The organism is Flavobacterium sp., assembly GCF_044360715.1.
GTDB lineage: Bacteria > Bacteroidota > Bacteroidia > Flavobacteriales > Flavobacteriaceae > Flavobacterium.
On the sequence record NZ_JBIKJY010000023.1, the window covers coordinates 1 to 21,328 of the forward strand.

Here is a 21,328-nt window from a genome sequence, read left to right on the forward strand (position 1 = left end):
TTAAGTTTTTCTTGATACAATAATTCTTTTGCGGTTTCAAAAATTAGATTTTTATCGGAAATGAAATACTGCACCGTTTTACTTCTTGTTTGTTGTGAAAAATCGGAATATTTTATTTTTAAAGTAATGGTTTTTCCTGCTATTTTATATTTTTTAATACGTCGGTCAATTTCTTCTGCGATATTTTTTAACCGTTCTTCCATATAAATTTCAGAAGATAAATTTTTATTAAACGTGCGTTCGGCGCCAACAGATTTCATTTCTCTATTGGGTTTAACCTGACTAAAACTTATCCCTCGAGATAAATTATAGTACGAATTACCACTATTTCCAAAATGTTTTTCAAGATAGTCTAACGATTTTGACTTTAAATCCGTTCCAGAATAAATGCCTAATTTATACATTTTTTCAGCAGTGACTTTTCCAATTCCATAGAATTTTTTCACATCTAACACTTCAATAAACGCTTCCACCTCATCGGGATTTACTGTTTTTTGTCCGTTTGGCTTATTGAAATCACTCGCAATTTTGGCTACAAATTTATTTACAGAAATACCTGCAGAAGCTGTTAAACCAGTAACTTCAAATATTTTTTGTCGGATTTCTTTGGCGATTAATGTCGCACTTGGATTTCCTTTTTTATTTTCCGTAACATCTAAATACGCTTCATCTAAGGAAAGTGGTTCTACCAAATCTGTATATTCATAAAATATTTTTCTAATTTGTTTAGATACTTCTTTGTACCGTTCAAAATTTGGTTTTACAAAAATTAAATTTTCACATAAACGAGCGGCTTGTGCCCCACTCATAGCGCTTCTTACCCCAAATTTTCTCGCTTCATAACTGGCAGCGCTTACTACACCACGAATTTCATTTCCGCCCACAGCAATTGGTTTCCCTTTTAAATCAGGATTATCCAATTGTTCTACAGAGGCATAAAAGGCATCCATATCAATGTGAATTATTTTTCGTTGTGTGATTTCCATAAGATTTACAAAGTACTGAAAAAAATATTTCTTTAAACTGAAATTTATCAGATTTTCAGAAATTTCAATACCATTGGCTTCGAGAACCTAAGCCAACCTGAAACTTGAAACTTGAAACAAAAAGAACGATAAAACTTATGTGACTTATATGTTTAAATATTGTAATTTTGATTCTTTATATTTTAAGAATTATGCAAGAAATAGAACGTAAATTTTTAGTCCATTCCTTAGATTTTATTTCTGAGGCTTTACATTCGCAGAAAATTGCTCAAGGATATTTAAATGCTGCGCCAGAAAGAACAGTTCGAATCAGAATTAAAGATGATAAAGGATTTATTACCATAAAGGGCAAAGGCGACGAATCAGGAACTACACGTTTTGAATGGGAAAAAGAAATTGAGTTATACGAAGCAGAAGCTTTATTAAAATTATGCGAAACAGGCGTAATTGATAAAAACCGATATTTAATCAAAAAAGGAAATCACACGTTTGAAGTGGATGTTTTTGAAGGCGAAAACAAAGGATTGATTGTGGCTGAAATAGAACTTTCCGACGCCAATGAAACGTATGAAAAACCAAGTTGGTTGGGCGAAGAAGTTACTGGCGATGAAAAATATTATAATGCGTATTTAAGTAAAAAGCCTTTTACTAATTGGTAAAAGGCTTTTTTATTTCTTCACAATTTCAATATTTACATCAATGTGTCCACCATAATTCGAGGGTCTAATTTTCCAAAATGCCGCTCTTGATAAATCAATATGTCTGTTTTTATGAAATGGGCCTCTATCTGTAACGGTAACATACACTACTTTTTTAGTTTTTAGACCTGTAACTTTTAATTTTGTCCCAAATGGAAGTTTTCGGTGTGCGCAAGTCATGTCATTATTGTTAAATCTTGTGCCACTTGCGGTTCTTCTGCCATTAAATTTGTTAGCATAATAAGAAGCGTGTGCCGATTCGTGATACATTTCTAGTTTTTCAACAGGTTTGGCTATACTGTCTTTTTTCTTTATTGTATCTGTAACTTTTAACTTTGGTTTTTCTTGAGAAAAATTTGATTTTATGTTTTCTTTCTGAAAAAAAAGCACTACTAAAAGCGGCAATATGTATATAAATTTTTTCATCTTCATATAATATAAGATTAAAAAAGAAGTAAATTTTCACTTACTTCTTTTTATATTTTTATTGATTTGACAGGAATTATGCCATCCAATTCGTCCAAGGAATTCTTGATAAGATTAACAGTAATCCTAAAGTATAAAAAATACCAATTTTTTTAAACTTCCCATTACTGCTTTCTTCTTTTTTATGTTTGCTCCAACCAATTGTAATTAAAACAATTGCAATGATATTAATTAAAGGATGTTCCAAAGCTGTTAAGCGCATAACTGAATTTGACATTTGACTTAAACCTGCTTTTCCAATTGGAGATTCAACCCAAAGCACAATTCCAACGAGCAACTGAATATGACTAAAAATTAACGCAATTAATGAAATACTTCTGTCTTTAGAAGTAAAATTTCTTTTAGCTGAAAGCCCTAAAAAAGCATTTATAATAGCTAAAACCAAAACGGCTAAAACACCATAAGCTAACGTAGAATGAATAATTTGTAACATAGTTTGTTTTTTTAGTAATAATTTCAAATATAATAAAATATATGGAATTCCTATTTAATTTAATATTAAAAATTGTAAACCTTTATTGGTGTTACACAATAATCTAATTGAATATCAGTAGATAAGGTATCGGAAATTAATGTTTCGGATTCAAAAAAAGAAAGACCAATTTTTATAGTTTCTGGGTGGCATTTTGATAAAAACTGATCATAAAAACCTTTTCCATAGCCTACTCTATTTCCTTTTTCGTCAAAAGCTAAAAGAGGCACAAAAACCACATTAATTTTAGAAACAGGAACTTCTAAGCCGTCAACGGGTTCGGGAATATCGTACTTGTTTTTTTTTATTTTGGTCGCATCCGTTAAGAGAAAATGAGTCATTTCTCGAGATGAAAAATCGCTTACAGAAAGCACGATGTTTTTATCTTTTCCAGCTAAAACTTGTAAAATATATTCTGTATTTACTTCTTTTTTGGTTTCAATAGGTAAAAAAATATGATAAAAACTGTGTTGCCAAATATCCAAATGAATGATTTGATTGGCAATTTGTAAGGATAAATCTTCAATCGTAGCTTCAGATAAATTTTGCCTTTGAGCGTTATACTTCGTTCTTAATTCCTTCTTCGTCATTTTCTAATTTTGTTGAAATATGAAAAACCGCATCACCTTGATATACAATTGGCGCATCATTTACATTTATTAAATAGCCAGCGTGTGGTGCTTTTAGTTTATGACTTACTTTGCCAAAAGGATCAGAAATTTTGGCTAATAATTCGCCCTTAGTAACATAACTTCCAATTTGTTTTAAACCATGAAACATCCCTGAAAAATTAGCTCGAATCCAATCCGACGATTCAATATAAATGGTTTGGTGTGGGTTTGAAATTTCGTGTTTGTTTTTTAACATATCGAAATGTGTTAAAAATCGTTTGGTTCCTTCTACAGCTTCTTTAGTTACGCCATTATTTATATCTACAGATTTTCCTCCTTCAAATAATAACATTTTTACATTCATTTTATCACATGAACTTCTAAACGAACCAGAAATATTATTAGAATATAAGGTAAAAGGCGCACCAAATACATCTGAAAGCGTTTTTAATTCAGCATTATTAGGCACAATTCGAATTTGTGGCGCATTAAATCTTTGGGCACCACCCGCATGAAAATCTATTGCATAATCTATATGAGGTATAATTTCTTTTAAAATATAATATGCGAATTGGCTTGCTAAAGAACCTGTTTTGCTTCCAGGAAAAATTCGATTTAAATCTCTACCATCAGGAAATTCTCTGGTTTGATTGACAAATCCAAAAATATTAATTACAGGTATACAGATAATAGTACCTCGTTTTGGTTTATTAATTTTTTTTACAATTAATTCCCTTACAATTTCAGTTCCATTAATCTCATCGCCATGTAAACCAGCAGTTAATAACACTACCGGACCTTCTTTTTTACTTCTTTCTACAATAATTGGAATGTGTAAATCGGTCATCGTATGCAATTTTCCAATTTGCATATTGATGGTTTTACTCTTTCCAGGTAATATCGTTTCGTTAAAAATAGTAATTTCCTTGTGCATACTCTGTTTTACTTTTTGCTAAAGTAATAAAAAATTACTTTATGCTAAATCAATTGTTTTTCGCTATTTTTGTAAGACTTTCTCAAGTCAAATTACTGAATACTAAAAACTGAACACTGTATACTGCAAATGACGCCACTCGAACTACAAATCCAAACCTTACCTGATAATCCTGGTGTCTATCAGTTTTACGACAAAGACAATAAGATTTTGTATGTTGGAAAAGCAAAAAATTTAAAAAAACGCGTACAATCGTATTTTACCAAAAACCATGAGAATTATAAAACTTCGGTACTTGTAAAAAAAATCGTGACCATAAAACACATTGTTGTTCCTACAGAAACGGATGCGTTGTTGTTAGAAAACAATCTTATTAAAACACTTCAGCCAAGATATAATGTACTGCTTCGTGATGACAAAACATATCCTTGGATTTGCATCAAAAAAGAAGCGTTCCCAAGAGTATTTTCTACTCGAAAAATGATAAAAGATGGCTCGGAATATTTTGGTCCTTACACCAGTTTTAAAACCGTAAACACATTATTAGAATTAATTAGAGAATTATATCCTTTACGAACCTGTAATTTTGATTTATCACAAGCAAACATTAGAGCAGAAAAATACAAAGTCTGTTTAGAATACCATATTGGAAATTGTAAAGGCGGTTGTGAAGGTTACGAATCACAAGAAAATTATCAAAAACAAATTACGGCTATACGAGAAATTTTAAAAGGAAATTTTAAAGAAAGCCTAAAAGATTTCAAAAATCACATGCAAATTTTAGCTTCCGAAATGAAGTTTGAAGAAGCACAAAAAATTAAAGATAAAATTGAAGTATTAGAAAACTATCAAGCAAAATCAACGATAATAAATCCTAAGATTACCAATATTGATATTTTCTCCATTATTTCAGATGAAACAATGGCGTATGTTAATTTTTTACAAATTTCACACGGCGCTATTATTCGCTCGCACACCTTAGAATTAAAGAAAAAATTAGACGAAACCAATCAAGAATTATTAGAATTAGCAATTGTAGAAATAAGAGCGCGTTTCTTTTTAATCTCAACAGAAATAGTAGTGCCTTTTGAAATAGATTTAGGCGATAAAATTAGAGTAACTGTTCCTAAATTAGGTGATAAAAAAGAGATTTTAAACTTATCAGTAAGAAATGCAAAATATTACAGATTAGACCAATTAAAACAAATTAAAATTGTAGATCCAGACCGACATACAAACCGTATTATGGCACAAATGCAAAAAGATTTACGCCTTTCTGTAGCACCTCGACATATTGAATGTTTTGATAACTCGAATATTCAAGGAACAAATCCTGTATCAGCCTGTGTGGTATTTAAAGATGGAAAAGCTAGCAAAAAAGACTACAGACATTTTAACATAAAAACCGTTGAAGGACCCAATGATTTCGCTTCAATGGAAGAAGTGGTGTATAGAAGATACAAAAGGTTATTGGACGAAAAAGAATCTTTACCTCAACTTATTATCATAGATGGTGGAAAAGGACAATTATCTTCTGCTTTAAAAAGTTTAGAAGATTTAGGTTTGCGTGGTAAAATTGCCATTATTGGTATTGCGAAACGATTAGAAGAATTGTTTTATCCAGATGATCCGATTCCTTTATATTTAGATAAAAAATCGGAAACGCTAAAAATAATTCAACAATTACGAAACGAAGCGCATCGATTTGGAATTACACATCATCGTGACAAAAGAAGTAAATCGGCTTTAAATTCTTCCGTAGAAAGTATTCCTGGCATTGGAGAAAAAACAATGATAACCTTAATTTCGCACTTTAAAAGCGTAAAAAGAATAAAAGAGGCGACAGAATCTGAAATTTCTTCAGTAATTGGACTTTCAAAAGCAAAAAAAATTTCCGACTTTTACAAAAAAGAATAACGCATGTTTAAGAATAAAGAGAATAGTATAAAGAAAAAAGAATATCATATTCGTGGTACATTTTCTTGTTTTATACTTTTTGCCTTTTTACTTTTGCCTTTTAACTCAATTGCACAAGATAGCATTAAAAAACCAAAAATTGGTTTAGTGCTTTCTGGAGGTGGTGCAAAAGGATTGGCGCACATTGGTGTTTTAAAAGTAATAGATTCTTTAGGGATTAAAGTGGATTATATTGGCGGCACCAGTATGGGCGCGATAGTTGGAGGTTTATACGCATCAGGATATACTGGTAAACAATTAGATTCTATATTTAAAACCTTAAACATAGACGATTTACTTCAGGATAATATTCCGAGAAAATCTAAATTACATTTTAATAAAAGAAGCGATGATATTTACGCGTTATCCTTACCTTTTAAAAATTTGAAATTAGAAACCCCAAATGCACTTTCGAAAGGGTTTTTCAATTATAATTTTTTATCTAAATTAACCTATCACGTAAGAAACATAAGAGATTTTAAAAAATTACCTATTCCTTTTTTCTGTATGGCCACAGATATTGAAACTGGAGAAGAAATCGTATTAAATAAAGGAATTTTTCCTCAAGCTTTAGTTGCAAGTAGTTCTGTTCCAAGTATTTTCTATCCAATAGAAATTGAAGGTCGATTACTAGTAGATGGCGGGGTAACTAATAATTATCCCGTTGAAAAACTTAAAGAATTAGGCGCCAAATTTATTATAGGTGTGGATGTTCAAGAGGACTTAAAAGACAGAAAAGAGTTACAAGGTATCACAACTATTTTTGGACAAATTTCGAATTTTTACACGCTTTCTCAAATGAAAAACAAGCAAAAACTTACGAATATTTATATTAAACCAGAAATTAAAGGGTATTCTGTTTTGTCCTTCGAAAACGGTAAAAAAATTATAGAAAACGGAGAATTTGCTACAAGAAATTTTTTAACAGAACTACAAAAGTTTGAAAATAAAACATATAAAAAACCAGAATTAAAACCTGTTAAAGATTCTATTTTTATTGGAAACATTGGTTTTACAGAACTAAAAAATTATACACGAGCGTATGTTTTAGGAAAATTACGATTTAAACCAAACACAAAAATAAGTTTTGAAGATTTTCAAAATGGCATTCAAAACTTAAGCAATACGCAAAACTTTAGTGCAATAAAATATCAATTTAACGAGAAAGATATTTTTATAAGTTTAAGAGAAAACAAAATAAATACTTTATTAAAATTTGCGCTTCATTATGATGAATTATATAAAAGTGGCGCTTTAATTAATATTACCCAAAAGAAAATTATTTCTAAAAACGACATGGTCTCTTTAGATTTAATTTTTGGCGATAATTTTAGGTACGATTTTAATTACTTAATTGATAATGGCTATTATTTTAGTTTTGGAATTAATTCTAGTTTAAATACATTCAATAAGAATGTTAATTCAGCTTTTGGAACTCAAAAATATTTAACTAATGCATTTGAAAAAATTAATTTAGATTATTCAAGTATTACAACAAAAGTGTTTCTTCAAACTGTTTTTTTAAGAAAATTTAATATTGGTGGAGGGTTAGAGTTTCAAAACTTAGTATTAAAATCTGATAATTTAATTAAAGCCAATAAAACAATTGAAAACAGTAATTATTTATCTTTGTTGGGGTATTTAAATTACGATACTTTTGATGATAAATTTTTTCCAAAAAAAGGATGGTACTTAAAAAGTGATTTTAATTATTATTTCAATTCATCAGACTACACCAATCAATTTTCGAAATTTTCTATCTCAAAAACAGATTTAGGGATTGCTTTTGAGCCATTAAAAAACATTTCATTTACTTTTCAAAATGAAATAGGTTTTAAAATTGGATATTCTACTTTACCTTATTTCGATTTTGCCATAGGAGGAACTGGATTTAGAGATAATTCCAACATTCGCCCTTTTTATGGATATGATTTTTTAAGCATAAGTGGCAATTCGTATATAAAAACTAGTGGTACTTTTGATTACGAATTTTTTAAAAGAAATCACATCAACTTAACATATAATGCTTCAATAGTTGGTGATTTTATTTTTAAAGCTACAAAAACCTGGTTTAACAAACCCACGTATACTGGATTTGGTTTGGGCTATGGCTTAGAAACTTTAATAGGTCCAATTGAATTAAAATATACGTGGTCTCCTGAATCACATTTTTCTGCTTTTTGGGTAAATCTAGGCTTCGTTTTTTAAATATTTTTTTTGATTTGGATATTTAATTGAAAAAATCCTATATTTGAAGCAACTAAAAATTATTACTTTATGTCTATTTGGAGAGTTAAACCAGTGTCAGCATTTGAAGCTGATATGAAAAAAAGCGAATTAAAACGAGTTTTAGGTAAATGGAGCTTAACAGCTATTGGAATTGGAGCTATTATTGGTGGTGGTATTTTTGTGCTTACGGGAACAGGAGCTTATTATCATGCAGGTCCAGCTTTAGCGATTTCATTTATAATTGCAGGTATTGCTTGTGTATTTGCGGCACTATGTTATTCTGAATTCGCTTCCATTTTACCCGTTGAAGGTTCTGCGTATGCATATGCGTATGGAACTATTGGAGAAATTTTCGCTTGGATTATTGGTTGGGGATTAATATTAGAATACGCTATGGGTTCAATGACAGTAGCAGTTTCTTGGTCTGGATATTTTAATAAACTTCTCAAAATGTTTGGAATAAAATTACCTGACTGGCTAACTACTGATCCTGCAAGTTATACTGGTGAAGGATTTTCAATGAATTTACCTGCGTTTTTAATTGTTCTTTTCGTAATTTCTATTCTAATTAAAGGAACTAAAAGCGCTGCTAATGCCAACAATTTTATTGTAATTTTAAAAGTTTCTGCCGTAATTTTTGTAATTATTGCTGGTGCTTTTTTCATAAATACAGACAATTGGGTTCCATTTATTCCTGAAGTTACTCAAATTGTTGATAAAGCAGGGACACATCAAGCTTACGGTGTAGGTGGAATTGTTTCTGGAGCTGCAGCAATTTTCTTCGCTTATGTAGGTTTTGATGCGGTTTCAACACAAGCAGGAGAAGCTATTAACCCTAAAAAAGATGTGCCTTTTGCTATTATCGTATCCTTATTGGTTTGTACAGTACTTTATATATTAGTGTCATTAGTATTAACTGGTATGATGAGTTACCAAGATTTTAATCCACTAGGAAAATATCCTGAAGCTATTAAAGCTCCTGTTGCATATGCATTTGATATTGCTGGACAAGCTTGGGCAGGTTACATTATTACTATTGCGGCAACTATTGGATTAATTTCCGTATTAATGGTAATGATTATGGGACAATCTAGAATTTTTTTAGGAATGTCTAAAGATGGATTAATTCCTTCTGTTTTTTCAAAAATTAATCCATTATCTGGAACACCAAAAACTAATTTAATGATTTTAGGAGGATTTATTGCTGTTGTTGCAGCCTTCACTCCTATCAACAAATTAGCAGATATGACCAGTTTTGGTACTTTATTTGCATTTACTATGGTTTGTATTGCGGTTTGGATTTTAAGAGTAAAACAACCAGGTTTAGAACGTACTTTTAAAGTTCCCGCTTTGCCGGTAATTGCAGTTTGTGGTATTTTAATTAATACCTACTTAATGATTAACTTAAGTCTTGATGCACAATTGCTATCATTAGGATGGTTAGCTATAGGTGTTTTAGTCTACTTTATATACGGTAAACGAAATTCAAAACTAAATAAATAAAATTCAATTAAAAAACGACTTCAATTTGAAGTCGTTTTTTTTTATAATATATTTTTACGATATTTGTGTTATGAAAAATTGGAACGGATTATTAGCCCATTTGAAATTCCTCATCAAGAGAAATCCTGAGTGAGCATGCCTCTTTTTGTTTTAATAAAAAAGTATCGTAAAATACTTTTAAACCTATAACTTTTAAACCTAAAGAAATGCCTATATATCATAAATTAGGAGAAATCCCTCACAAAAGACACATCCAGTTTGAAAAACCAACCGGCGGATTATACTATGAACAACTTTTTGGTACCGAAGGATTTCACGGACATTCTTCATTATTATACCATGTGCACAGACCAACACAGGTTAAAGAAATTACTAAATCGTATTCTGTTGAACCAAAAATCGCCATTGGGAAGAACATTAAATCGCTATTATTAAAAGGTTTTGAATTACAACCAGCCGACGATTTTTTAGAAAGCAGAAAAGACATGCTTGTTAATAAAGATTGTATTATCGGATTAGCCGCACCAAAAAAATCATTACGCAATTATTTTTATAAAAATGCCGATGCAGACGAAATGATATTTATCCATAAAGGTTCAGGAAAATTAAGAACCATGATGGGAAATATTAATTTTGAATATGGCGATTACTTAATTATTCCGCGCGGAATGATTTATCAAATTGATTTCAATTCAGAAGATAATCGCATATTTTATGTCGAATCTTATGCGCCATTTTATACTCCAAAACGATATAAAAACGAATCGGGTCAACATTTAGAACATTCACCATTTTGTGAAAGAGATTTCAAATTACCTTCTGAAATAGAAACCTATGACGAAAAAGGTGATTTCTTAATCAAAATCAAAAAAGAAGGCATGATGCACGAAGTAGTTTATGCTACACATCCTTTTGATGTTGTTGGTTGGGACGGATATAATTTTCCATACGGATTTTCAATTCATAATTTTGAACCTATTACAGGTCGTGTGCATTTACCGCCACCAATTCACCAAACATTTGAAACAGCAACATTTGTAGTATGTTCTTTCGTGCCAAGATTGTACGATTATCATCCAAAATCAATTCCTGCACCTTATAATCATAGCAATATTGATTCTGATGAAGTATTGTATTATGTTGATGGCGATTTCATGAGTAGAAATAACATCGAACAAGGCCACATTACGTTACATCCAAAAGGAATTCCTCACGGACCTGCACCAGGTGCTATGGAAAGAAGTATTGGTCATACCGAAACAAAAGAATTAGCAGTAATGGTAGATACATTTCGTCCATTAATGGTTACGGAAGCAGCAATGGGAATAGACGATGGTCAATACTACAAATCTTGGGTGGAATAATTAGCGAATTAATGAATAAGCGAATGAGCGAATTCATATATGATCTAATTGACTAATCCGGTAGTTAACTAATTTTCAAATGAAATTCACAAACAGTTCAAAATATCAAAACAACCCTATCTTGAAAGAATCTTTTGAGTTCGCAATAATGGTTGTAAAATATGCAGAATTGCTTGATGAAAAAAGAAAATATATAATAGCAAAACAATTAGTTCGTTCTGGAACATCTGTAGGTGCAAATATCAAAGAAGCTCAAAATGCAGAAAGCAAAGCTGATTTTATTCACAAACTTAAAGTTTCATTAAAAGAAGCTGACGAAACAGAATATTGGCTTTTTCTATGTGAAAATTTAGAAAATTACCCAAATCCAGAGGGGTTAATTGAAAAATTAAATGGAATAATAAAAATGTTAAACAAAATAATTAGTACATCGAAAAATAATATACAAGTTAAAAATTAGCGAGAACAAAATAGGTATCTATTCGCTAATTATCTAATTCGCATATTCGCTAATTATTGCAATCACAAATTACTATGAAAGATTTAAAATCAGTCGAATACGGCTTAGAAAAAATATTTGAAGGCGCACAAGATTTCTTGCCTTTATTAGGAACAGATTACGTAGAGTTTTACGTTGGAAATGCAAAACAAGCGGCTCATTTTTACAAAACTGCTTTCGGATTTCAATCATTAGCGTATGCAGGATTAGAAACTGGTGTAAAAGACAGAGCATCTTATGTTTTAAAACAAGATAAAATACGTTTAGTATTAACAACCGCTTTAAACAGTAATTCACTTATTGGAGAACATGTTAAAAAACATGGTGATGGCGTTAAAGTCATTGCACTTTGGGTTGAAGATGCTAGAAAATCATTTGAAGAAACTACAAAACGAGGTGCAAAACCTTATTTTGATCCCGTTGTTGAAAAAGACGAAGATGGAGAGGTAGTTCGTGCCGGTATTTATGGTGCATATGGAGAAACCGTATTTGTTTTTGTAGAACGTAAAAATTACAACGGAATTTTTATGCCTGGTTATCAAGAATGGAAATCGAATTATAATCCAGCACCTGTTGGATTAAAATTTATTGACCATATGGTTGGAAATACGGGTTGGAACAGAATGAATGAAGCCGTAAAATGGTTTGAAGATGTAATGGGATTTGTAAATTTCCTTTCTTTTGACGACAAACAAATTACTACGGAATACTCAGCATTGATGTCGAAAGTAATGAGTAACGGAAACGGAAGAATCAAATTTCCGATCAATGAACCGGCTAATGGAAAAAAACGTTCTCAAATTGAAGAATATTTAGATTTCTATGAAGGTGAAGGCGTGCAACATATAGCAGTTGCAACAGATGACATTATTACTACCGTTGCCGATATGCGTTCTCGTGGAATCGAATTTTTAAGTACGCCACCACAAGCGTATTATGATGCCATTCCAGAAAGATTGAAAGATCACATGTCAAAATTTAAAGAAGACATCAACGAGCTTCAAAAATTAGGTATTATGATTGATGCCGATGAAGAAGGGTATTTATTACAAATTTTCACCAAACCAATAGAAGACCGACCAACACTTTTCTTCGAAGTTATCCAAAGAATGGGCGCAAAAGGTTTTGGAGCAGGAAATTTTAAAGCCTTATTCGAATCTATTGAAAGAGAACAAGCCAAAAGAGGAACGTTATAAAAATTAAAAGCAGCTACAACAGCTGCTTTTTTGATTAAAACATACCAAATTTAAATCATTAAAAACCAATTAATTAAAAATAAAATTATCAAATACATAAAAAAAGTAGGTTATTTTTTTGTTTTGTTAAATTTTAAACACTTTTCTTGCGTTTTATTCTGTTAAAAGTGTTAAAGTTGATTTTTTATTAAATAAAATTTAAATTCTTAACATATCTTTGCAGAGCAATTGAGAGGTAGTAGACTCATATTGCGTATAAGTTTTCATAATTTATAGTTTTTGGTTGGTTAAAACATAAAAACTCAGTCATTTATTTTGACTGGGTTTTTTGTTTTTTGTAACTTTGGAACAATAATTGTATTCTTCAAAGAAAACCATACAAAATGAAAAGAATAATCTTGCTTTTAACGGTGTTTGTCCTCTCAAACTCTTTTAATACAGAGGAAAAAGATTCTTATACTATTGGAGAATTTTTTAAATTAAGAATACATTACGGACTAATAAATGCTGGCTATGCCACTTTAGAAGTTAAAGACGCCGATCTTAACGGCAAAAAAATGCACCATGTTATTGGAAAAGGCTACACAACTGGTATGACTAAAATGATGTTTAAAGTAGTAGACAACTATGAAAGCTATTTTAATAAAGAAACCAACAAACCTTATGTATTTATTAGAAATATAAACGAAGGTGGCTATACTAAAAATCAACAAGGCTATTTCAACCAAAACAACAATACCGTTTTAGTAAAAGATTATAAAAACAAAACTGAAAAAACGTTTAATGTACCAGAAAATATTCAGGATATTGTATCATCTTTTTATTATCTAAGGAATCACCCTAAGATTGACAAGTTAGTTGTAGGAGAATCCATAACAATAGATATGTTTTTTGATGAAGAAACTACAAAATTTAAACTTAAATTTGTTGGTAAAGAAAATATAAACTCTAAATTTGGAGAAATAAACTGTATGATTTTTAAACCACTTGTTCAAGCTGGGCGTGTTTTTAAAGAAGAAGAGAGTTTAACCGTTTGGATATCAGACGATGAAAATAAAATTCCAATACGAGTAAAAGCTAGTTTAGCAGTTGGTTCTATAAAAGCAGATATTGATCAGTACAAAGGATTAAAACATCCTATAAATTTTAAATAATACTTATTTTGCAAGATTCTATTTCAACAAAAATCGAACAATTAGATGAAAAGTTCGGAAAAATAAATCAAAAAACCGAGACCCATTTAGAAGGATTACTTTGGGCAAAACCAATTACGTATTGGGATTACATTCAAACCGATGCGCTTTTAAATTTACAAATTCAGCGTTCTACCCTACCAGATGAAATGGTGTTTATTATGTATCATCAAGTAAATGAATTGTTATTTAAAATGATACTTTGGGAAATGGAACAAGTGTGTCACGATACTGCACCAAGCACTGAATTTTTTACAGAAAGATTAAACAGAATTAGCCGCTATTTTGATATGTTAACCACTTCTTTTGATATTATGAAAGAAGGAATGGAACCTGAACAATATTTAAAATTCAGAAATACGTTAACGCCCGCAAGTGGTTTCCAAAGTGCGCAATACAGATTGATTGAATTTGCATCAACCGATTTGATTAATTTAATCGATTTTCGTTTTAGAGCAACCATTGACAGAAACACGTCTTACACACACGCGTTAGAACATTTGTATTGGCAAGCTGCAGGAAAAGATCATCAAACAGGAGAAAAATCATATTTGTTAAGCGAATTTGAACGAAAATATAAGAAGGAATTTTTGGCTTTTATGGAAGAATACAACACCATAAATCTTTGGCAAAAATTTAAACAATTACCAGAAAACGATCAAAAAAATCCAGAATTAGTAGCAGCTATGCGTCATTACGACAAAACTGTAAACATTACCTGGGTGATGGGGCATTTTAATGCCGCAAAAATATATATCGAAAGCGTTCCCGGAAATCATGAAGCTACTGGCGGAAGTGATTGGAAAAAATACATGCTGCCAAAATACCAAAAACGTATTTTCTTTCCAGAACTTTGGAGTGAAGAAGAATTAAAAAACTGGGGAGAATAATTAAAAAACAAGATTTGAAATATATATTATACGCTATATTATTACTCACGTTTTCATGTCAAAAAAAAGAAAATGACAAAAAAACTGCAGATAAAATCGCAAAAAAAGTTCCCATAATTAAAAAATACGGATTTACTTTTAATGATTTTTCGGTAGTAGAAGACACCCTGCTATCTGGAGACACATTTAGCACTATTTTAGAAGCGTACACATTGCCCGATAGTTTAAAAACATTTGATGTTACAGAAAAAATTAAGGATTCTTTCAATATAAAAACCATCCGAGCTGGTAAAGCTTTTCTAACTTTTTCCGATAAAAAAAACAAGAAAAATTTAAAAGCCCTGGTTTATGTGCAAGACAAAACCAGCTTTTTGGTGGTTGATTTACGGGATTCGATTCGTGTAGAAATAAAAAAACGCCCTACCGTTATAAAAAGAAGAACTATTGCGGCAGAGTTGGACGGATCTTTATCAGAAACTTTATCAAGAAAAGGTGTTAGCGCTGATTTAGCAAACGAATTGGCACAGATTTATAAATATTCAATTGACTTTTTCAAGTTAAAAAAAGGAGATAAATTTGCCGTAACTATCAAAGAAAAATATTTTGAAAACGGAGAATACTTAGGAGTAGACGAAGTAGAAGCGTCTTATTTTGAATACAAAGGAAAAAAAATATATGCTTTCCCTTATAAATTAAATGAAAATCAAAAAAATCCAGAATATTATGACGAAAAAGCTTCGGGAGCTAAAAGTATGTTTTTAAAAGCGCCTTTATCCTTTTTCAAATTAACCTCAAAATTTACAGCTCGAAGATTTCATCCGGTACAATTTACCTGGAAAGCACATAATGGAACAGATTATGCTGCACCACACGGAACACCTATAAAAACAACCGCTTCAGGAGTTGTAGAAGCTACGGGATATAGCTCTGGAAACGGAAATTTTGTAAAAGTAAAACACAACGGAAAATACGCTACACAATACCTTCACATGTCGAAAATTTTAGTTCGTAGAGGGCAATCTGTAACGCAAGGTCAAATTATTGGAAAAGTAGGAAGTACCGGTTTAGCTACTGGTCCGCATGTGTGTTATCGATTTTGGAAAAATGGGGTGCAAGTAGATCCTTTGCGCCTAAAATTACCAACTTCGGAACCGATGACAAAAAAGCAAAAAACTAAATATTTAGCAGCCATTGCACCGCTAAAAAAAGAATTAGACGACACAACATCCAAAACATTTAAAGAATAAACAATTTTATCATGAAATTACAACATATAAATCCAACAGAAACAAAAGCTTGGCAAAAATTAAAATCTCATTTTTCAGAAACTGAACAACTATCTATTCAAGATTTGTTTCAAAATGATGCCAAAAGAGCAGAAAAATTCAATATTGAATGGGATGATTTTTATATAGATTTTTCAAAAAATAATTGGACTGAAGAAACCATACAATTACTTATAGAATTAGCAAATGAAGTAGGGTTGCCAGATGCTATATCAAAGTGTTTTTCAGGAGAAAAAATAAACGAAACCGAAGACAGAGCCGTGCTTCATACCGCATTACGTGCTAATGAAAACGATGTAGTTTTGTTTGAAGGAAAAAATGTAATTCCTGAAATTTATGACACGAAAAACGAAATAAAAGATTTTACACATAAAATTGTTTCTGGAGAAGCGAAAGGATATTCTGGAAAACCATTTACAGATGTGGTGAATATTGGAATTGGTGGTTCGGATTTAGGTCCGGCCATGATTGTAGAAGCCTTACAATTTTATAAAAACAATTTAAACACACATTTTATTTCTAATGTAGATGGCGATCATGTGCAAGAAATATTAAAAAAATTAAATCCTGAAACTACTTTATTTGTTATCGTTTCTAAAACATTTACGACTCAGGAAACCTTAACCAATTCGGAAACCGTAAAAAAATGGTTTTTACAGCATGCTACTGAGAAAGATATTGCCAAACATTTTGTAGCCGTTTCAACAAATTTGAAAAACGTAACCAACTTTGGTATCGCACCCGAAAATATTTTCCCAATGTGGGATTGGGTTGGCGGAAGATTTTCATTATGGAGTGCCGTTGGTTTAACTATAAGTTTAGCTGTTGGATACGATAATTTTAATCAATTATTAAAAGGTGCGAATAAAATGGATGTGCATTTTGCAAACACGCCATATGAAAACAACATTCCTGTGGTTTTAGCACTATTAAGCATTTGGCATAATAATTTCTTTGGTGCCGAAACAGAAGCATTAATTCCATATACACAATATTTACAAAAACTGGCACCTTATTTACAACAAGGTATTATGGAAAGCAATGGAAAATCTATAGCTAGAAATGGAAAACAAGTAAATTACCAAACAGGAACAATTGTTTGGGGCGAGCCAGGAACCAATTCGCAACACGCGTTTTTTCAATTAATTCATCAAGGAACAAAACTAATTCCAACAGATTTTATTGGTTTTATTGAACCACTTTATGGTGAAAAAGACCATCATAACAAATTAATGTCTAACTTTTTTGCACAAACAGAAGCCTTATTAAAAGGAAAATCTCGTGAACAAGTACTTTCAGAATTTTTAGCACAAGGTAAAACAGAAGCTGAAGTAGCAGATTTAATACCTTTTAAAGTTTTTGAAGGCAACAAACCAACCAATACTTTATTAATAAAAAAATTAACTCCAGAAAGTTTAGGCGCATTAGTTGCTATGTATGAACACAAAATTTTTGTACAAGGCATTATTTGGAACATCTATAGTTATGACCAATGGGGTGTGGAACTAGGCAAACAATTAGCCAACTCTATTTTAAATGAAATAGAAAGCGGAAATGTCAAAAACCATGATAGTTCAACAACTACGCTGTTAAGTAAGTTTATTAGCTAAAAATTGTTAATAAAATAAAAAAGTGTTAATGTTTTCTTAATGTGATTTGTTAAAATTTTTATAATTTTGTCAAAAATATTTAACTAAAAAAACATGAAAAAGAACATTTATTGGTTTTTTCTATTCATTTCGGCATTTGGTTTTTCACAAGTTACAAAATCAGCTATAACTGGTACTGTAAAATCTTCAACAGGTGAAACGCTTGCAGCTGCAGTTGTAGAAATTAAGCACGTTCCCACGGGAACAAAATACTTTTCGACAGCTGACGAAAAAGGAAACTATTCGGCTAATTCTGTAAGACCAGGAGGTCCTTACACAATTAAAGTAAATTATGTAGGGTATAACCCTTTTGTAATTGAAGACATTACGGCTCCATTAGGAAACTCAATTGTAATTAATATTGAGATGCAAAGTGCAATAAATTCTATTGAAGAAGTAAAAATTGTATCTGTAAATTCTAAAGATGCATTTAACAAAAGTAAAACGGGTGCGGGACAACAATTTTCTAACAGAGAGATTAACGCCGTGCCAATTATTGGTTCTAGAAACATCAACAGTATTACAAAATACAATGCAAATGCTGGAAGTAACGGAACATTTGGAGGGCAAGATTCTCGTTTGAACAATTTTACAATTGATGGTTCAGTGTTTAATAATGGTTTTGGTTTGGGTTCAGATTCTCAAGCTGGAGGTAGAACAGGTTCTACTGCAATTTCATTAGATGCTATTGAACAACTTCAAGTAAACATTGCTCCTTTCGATATTAGACAATCAGGTTTTACAGGTTCAGGGATTAATGCGGTAACTAGAAGTGGTACCAATGAAGTTGAAAGTTCTGTTTATCATTCATTCAGAAATAATGATAAAGAATTTTTAGGAGAAAGAGCTGGAAATATAAATATTACGCCTTCTAAATTTGAAGAAAAAATTTGGGGAGCTCGAATTGGCGCACCAATTATCAAGGACAAATTATTCTTCTTTGGTAACTTTGAAACTATTGATAATGTTAGCCCAGCAACTACGTGGACTTCATCAGGATCACCAAATGCTGGAGCACAAGTATCTGAAACAGCTTATACTGATTTAGTAAGTGTTTCAAATCTTTTGAAAAATTCTTTTGGATATGAAACAGGCGCTTTTGAAAATTTTGATGCTGTTAGAGAATCTAAAAAGTTTTTAGCTAGAATTGACTGGAATATTAATGACAATCATAAATTAACAGCACGTTATGTTCACCATGATTCTGGAGCTGATGAATTAATTTCAAATTCAAACTCTGCTGGTTTTGGTAACAGAAGAACAAACGTTTTCTCTATGTCATACAAAAATAGCGGTTACGTTATTGAAGACAATACAAGATCTGCTGTTTTAGAATGGGATTGGAAAATTTCAGAAAAATGGTCTAATAACTTTATTGCAGGATATGATAAACAGTTAGAAAATAGAAGCTTACAAGGTGGCGGACTTTTTCCAACTATTGATATTAAAAGAGGTGCAAATAACTACATTTCTGCTGGTTTAGACCCATTTACTCCTTCTAACTTATTAGATTATTCTACATTGCATTTTACCAATAATATTACTGGTAATTTTGGAAAACACACCTTATTATTTGGAGCAAATTTTGAAAGATTTGTATCAAATAACAATTTCTTCCCAGCGTCAAATGGGGTGTATATCTTTGATAGTTTAGCTGCATTCCAAGGAGCGGTAGCTGAAACGGTTGCTAATAATGGTGCGCCAGCTACAACAGTTGCAAATTTACCATCAAGATTTCAATACAGATATTCTGCTTTACCAGGTGGTGCAGAACCAATGCAAGTTTTAAAATCTAATAAAATTGATGTTTATGCACAAGATGAATACAAACCCACAGATAATTTAAAACTTACTTTTGGTATTAGAGCTACTGCTGTTAGTTTTGAGGATACTGCATTAGAAAATCCTGCAGTTACAGCAATGACTTTTGCAAATGGCGAAAAATTCAATACAGGAAACATGTCAAAAACCCAATACTTGTTTGAACCAAGATTTGGATTTAACTTAGATGTAAACAAAAATGCAAGAACCATTTTTCGAGGTGGAACAGGAATATTTACAGGTAGACCACCACTTGTGTTTTTATCTAACGCAATTGGAAATAATGGGGTATTAACTGGTTTTGTTGATGTAAGTGGTGCAGACTTAATTAACGGCGGTTACGGGTTTACTGCTAATCCAGGTCAATACTTTACTCCAAGTACACCTCAATTACCATCTACGTTTGATTTGGCTTTTACTGATGATAATTTCAAATTTCCTCAGTCTTGGAAAACAAATTTTGCTATAGATCAAAAATTACCTTTTGGTTTAGTAGCTTCATTTGAAGGAATTTATAGCCAAAACATAAACGAAGTGTTTTATTACAATGCCAATTTAGCAGCTCCAGTTGGAACAATTAATAATGCAGGTGATAACAGGCCTTTCTATTCAGGAACTGATGCAGGGTCTAGAATAAATAATAATGTTTCTAATGCAATTGTATTATCAAACTCTAACCAAGGTTATTTTGTTTCAACAACATTTAAGTTAGAATATCCTTATAAAAAAGGGTTTTGGGGGTCAATTGCCTATACTAAATCAAATGCTCAAGATTTAATGTCTGCTGGTTCTATTGCTTCAGGGTCATGGACAAATGCAAGATCTGTATTAGGAAATAACAATTTAGATTTATCGAATTCAAACAACAATACGCCTCACAGAATTGTAGGTTTAATAGGATATAAATTAAATTACGGAACTAAATATGGGGGTTCTACTTCATTTAACATTGGTTATGTTGGAGAAAAAGCAAATCCTTATACTTATACGTATGGAAGTGATATCAACGGTGACCGTGTAAACGGAAATGATTTATTGTACGTACCTAATAATGCTTCAGAGCTTAGATTTGTTGATATCACTCAAAATTTTGGAGGTGTAAGTCAGGTTTTATTTACCGCCGCTCAACAAGCAGAAGCTTTCAATAAATATATTGAACAAGATTCTTATTTAAAAACAAAACGTGGGCAATATGTGGACAGAAATGCATCTGAGTTACCAATGTTACACCGTTTAGACTTATCTGTTACTCAAGATTTCTACTTAAAAATAAAAGGAAAAAAACAATCTTTTCAATTTAGAGCAGACATCTTAAACTTCACAAACTTGTTAAATAATGATTGGGGCGTTTCGAAAAGAGCAACAAATACACAAATATTATCGGTTAGTCAAGCTCCAAGTGCTGCAAACAATTATGTTCCAGGTTTTCAATTGGCACAACAAACCGATGATAATGGTAAAAGATATCTAATTAAAGATACCTTATCTAATAATTCATCGGTATTTGATGTTTGGCAAGCACAATTCACACTAAGATACACATTCGGAAAATAAA

17 protein-coding genes are annotated in these 21,328 nt (G+C 31.3%); 12 read left to right on the plus strand and 5 right to left on the minus strand.

The annotated features are described in order from the left end of the window. Nucleotides 1-986 (minus strand): DNA polymerase IV (dinB, locus tag ACIQ16_RS08260; protein WP_396150467.1); only part of this gene is annotated, 986 nt, incomplete at its 3' end. 191 nt (nucleotides 987-1,177) lie between these two features. Here dinB and ACIQ16_RS08265 point away from each other — a divergent pair. Further along, complete coding sequence (locus tag ACIQ16_RS08265; RefSeq protein ID WP_396150469.1) at nucleotides 1,178-1,645, plus strand: CYTH domain-containing protein; 468 nt, start codon at nucleotides 1,178-1,180, stop codon at nucleotides 1,643-1,645. 9 nt (nucleotides 1,646-1,654) lie between these two features. Here ACIQ16_RS08265 and ACIQ16_RS08270 read toward each other — a convergent pair whose 3' ends face one another. The 4 genes from ACIQ16_RS08270 to ACIQ16_RS08285 form a co-directional block, all read right to left on the minus strand. Next, complete coding sequence (locus ACIQ16_RS08270; RefSeq protein ID WP_396150472.1) at nucleotides 1,655-2,110, minus strand: septal ring lytic transglycosylase RlpA family protein; 456 nt, start codon at nucleotides 2,108-2,110, stop codon at nucleotides 1,655-1,657. Between the two features lie 76 nt (nucleotides 2,111-2,186). Beyond that, nucleotides 2,187-2,603: a hypothetical protein gene (locus ACIQ16_RS08275; RefSeq protein WP_396150474.1), complete on the minus strand. Its 417-nt coding sequence runs from the start codon at nucleotides 2,601-2,603 to the stop codon at nucleotides 2,187-2,189. A 65-nt stretch (nucleotides 2,604-2,668) separates the two neighbouring features. Beyond that, nucleotides 2,669-3,232, minus strand: coding sequence for a 5-formyltetrahydrofolate cyclo-ligase (locus tag ACIQ16_RS08280; protein WP_396150476.1), 564 nt, complete (start codon nucleotides 3,230-3,232; stop codon nucleotides 2,669-2,671). Continuing rightward, complete coding sequence (locus ACIQ16_RS08285; protein WP_396150479.1) at nucleotides 3,201-4,187, minus strand: succinylglutamate desuccinylase/aspartoacylase family protein; 987 nt, start codon at nucleotides 4,185-4,187, stop codon at nucleotides 3,201-3,203. The genes ACIQ16_RS08280 and ACIQ16_RS08285 overlap by 32 nt, the downstream gene beginning before the upstream one ends. A 129-nt stretch (nucleotides 4,188-4,316) precedes the next feature. Between ACIQ16_RS08285 and uvrC the strand changes: the two genes are divergently transcribed. From uvrC to ACIQ16_RS08340, 11 genes are all read left to right on the plus strand, one after another. Further along, entirely contained in the window at nucleotides 4,317-6,104 is a 1,788-nt protein-coding gene (gene uvrC, locus ACIQ16_RS08290; RefSeq protein WP_396150483.1) for an excinuclease ABC subunit UvrC, read from the plus strand. 3 nt (nucleotides 6,105-6,107) lie between these two features. Further along, nucleotides 6,108-8,351 (plus strand): patatin-like phospholipase family protein, encoded by a 2,244-nt coding sequence (locus ACIQ16_RS08295; RefSeq protein ID WP_396150485.1) that lies wholly within the window; start codon nucleotides 6,108-6,110, stop codon nucleotides 8,349-8,351. Nucleotides 8,352-8,420: 69 nt separating this feature from the next. Beyond that, nucleotides 8,421-9,875, plus strand: coding sequence for an APC family permease (locus tag ACIQ16_RS08300; protein ID WP_396150487.1), 1,455 nt, complete (start codon nucleotides 8,421-8,423; stop codon nucleotides 9,873-9,875). Between the two features lie 206 nt (nucleotides 9,876-10,081). Next, nucleotides 10,082-11,239 (plus strand): homogentisate 1,2-dioxygenase, encoded by a 1,158-nt coding sequence (locus ACIQ16_RS08305; protein ID WP_396150491.1) that lies wholly within the window; start codon nucleotides 10,082-10,084, stop codon nucleotides 11,237-11,239. A gap of 121 nt (nucleotides 11,240-11,360) precedes the next feature. Next, nucleotides 11,361-11,699 carry a four helix bundle protein gene (locus tag ACIQ16_RS08310; protein WP_396150493.1) on the plus strand — a complete coding sequence of 113 codons (339 nt, stop codon included), beginning with the start codon at nucleotides 11,361-11,363 and terminating at the stop codon, nucleotides 11,697-11,699. Nucleotides 11,700-11,773: 74 nt separating this feature from the next. Continuing rightward, entirely contained in the window at nucleotides 11,774-12,934 is a 1,161-nt protein-coding gene (gene hppD, locus ACIQ16_RS08315; RefSeq protein ID WP_396150496.1) for a 4-hydroxyphenylpyruvate dioxygenase, read from the plus strand. A gap of 383 nt (nucleotides 12,935-13,317) precedes the next feature. Further along, the gene (locus ACIQ16_RS08320; protein ID WP_396150499.1) at nucleotides 13,318-14,088 is read left to right on the plus strand and encodes a DUF3108 domain-containing protein; all 771 of its coding nucleotides are present in this window, start codon (nucleotides 13,318-13,320) and stop codon (nucleotides 14,086-14,088) included. Nucleotides 14,089-14,096: 8 nt separating this feature from the next. Continuing rightward, the gene (locus ACIQ16_RS08325; protein ID WP_396150501.1) at nucleotides 14,097-15,017 is read left to right on the plus strand and encodes a tryptophan 2,3-dioxygenase family protein; all 921 of its coding nucleotides are present in this window, start codon (nucleotides 14,097-14,099) and stop codon (nucleotides 15,015-15,017) included. A 14-nt stretch (nucleotides 15,018-15,031) separates the two neighbouring features. Then, nucleotides 15,032-16,264 (plus strand): peptidoglycan DD-metalloendopeptidase family protein, encoded by a 1,233-nt coding sequence (locus ACIQ16_RS08330; RefSeq protein ID WP_396150503.1) that lies wholly within the window; start codon nucleotides 15,032-15,034, stop codon nucleotides 16,262-16,264. Between the two features lie 11 nt (nucleotides 16,265-16,275). Continuing rightward, complete coding sequence (gene pgi, locus ACIQ16_RS08335; protein WP_396150505.1) at nucleotides 16,276-17,913, plus strand: glucose-6-phosphate isomerase; 1,638 nt, start codon at nucleotides 16,276-16,278, stop codon at nucleotides 17,911-17,913. Between the two features lie 93 nt (nucleotides 17,914-18,006). Beyond that, on the plus strand, nucleotides 18,007-21,327 hold the full coding sequence (locus ACIQ16_RS08340; RefSeq protein ID WP_396150507.1) for a carboxypeptidase regulatory-like domain-containing protein: 3,321 nt from the start codon (nucleotides 18,007-18,009) through the stop codon (nucleotides 21,325-21,327). Nucleotide 21,328: the final 1 nt, after the last annotated feature.

Excerpts from the sequence above, each read along its gene's own strand:
- ACIQ16_RS08265 (WP_396150469.1), top strand. The coding sequence starts at position 1,178 with ATGCAAGAAATAGAACGTAAATTTTTAGTCCATTCCTTAGATTTTATT.
- ACIQ16_RS08270 (WP_396150472.1), bottom strand. The coding sequence starts at position 2,110 with ATGAAAAAATTTATATACATATTGCCGCTTTTAGTAGTGCTTTTTTTT.
- ACIQ16_RS08275 (WP_396150474.1), bottom strand. The coding sequence starts at position 2,603 with ATGTTACAAATTATTCATTCTACGTTAGCTTATGGTGTTTTAGCCGTT.
- ACIQ16_RS08280 (WP_396150476.1), bottom strand. The coding sequence starts at position 3,232 with ATGACGAAGAAGGAATTAAGAACGAAGTATAACGCTCAAAGGCAAAAT.
- ACIQ16_RS08285 (WP_396150479.1), bottom strand. The coding sequence starts at position 4,187 with ATGCACAAGGAAATTACTATTTTTAACGAAACGATATTACCTGGAAAG.
- uvrC (WP_396150483.1), top strand. The coding sequence starts at position 4,317 with ATGACGCCACTCGAACTACAAATCCAAACCTTACCTGATAATCCTGGT.
- ACIQ16_RS08295 (WP_396150485.1), top strand. The coding sequence starts at position 6,108 with ATGTTTAAGAATAAAGAGAATAGTATAAAGAAAAAAGAATATCATATT.
- ACIQ16_RS08300 (WP_396150487.1), top strand. The coding sequence starts at position 8,421 with ATGTCTATTTGGAGAGTTAAACCAGTGTCAGCATTTGAAGCTGATATG.
- ACIQ16_RS08305 (WP_396150491.1), top strand. The coding sequence starts at position 10,082 with ATGCCTATATATCATAAATTAGGAGAAATCCCTCACAAAAGACACATC.
- hppD (WP_396150496.1), top strand. The coding sequence starts at position 11,774 with ATGAAAGATTTAAAATCAGTCGAATACGGCTTAGAAAAAATATTTGAA.
- ACIQ16_RS08320 (WP_396150499.1), top strand. The coding sequence starts at position 13,318 with ATGAAAAGAATAATCTTGCTTTTAACGGTGTTTGTCCTCTCAAACTCT.
- pgi (WP_396150505.1), top strand. The coding sequence starts at position 16,276 with ATGAAATTACAACATATAAATCCAACAGAAACAAAAGCTTGGCAAAAA.
- ACIQ16_RS08340 (WP_396150507.1), top strand. The coding sequence starts at position 18,007 with ATGAAAAAGAACATTTATTGGTTTTTTCTATTCATTTCGGCATTTGGT.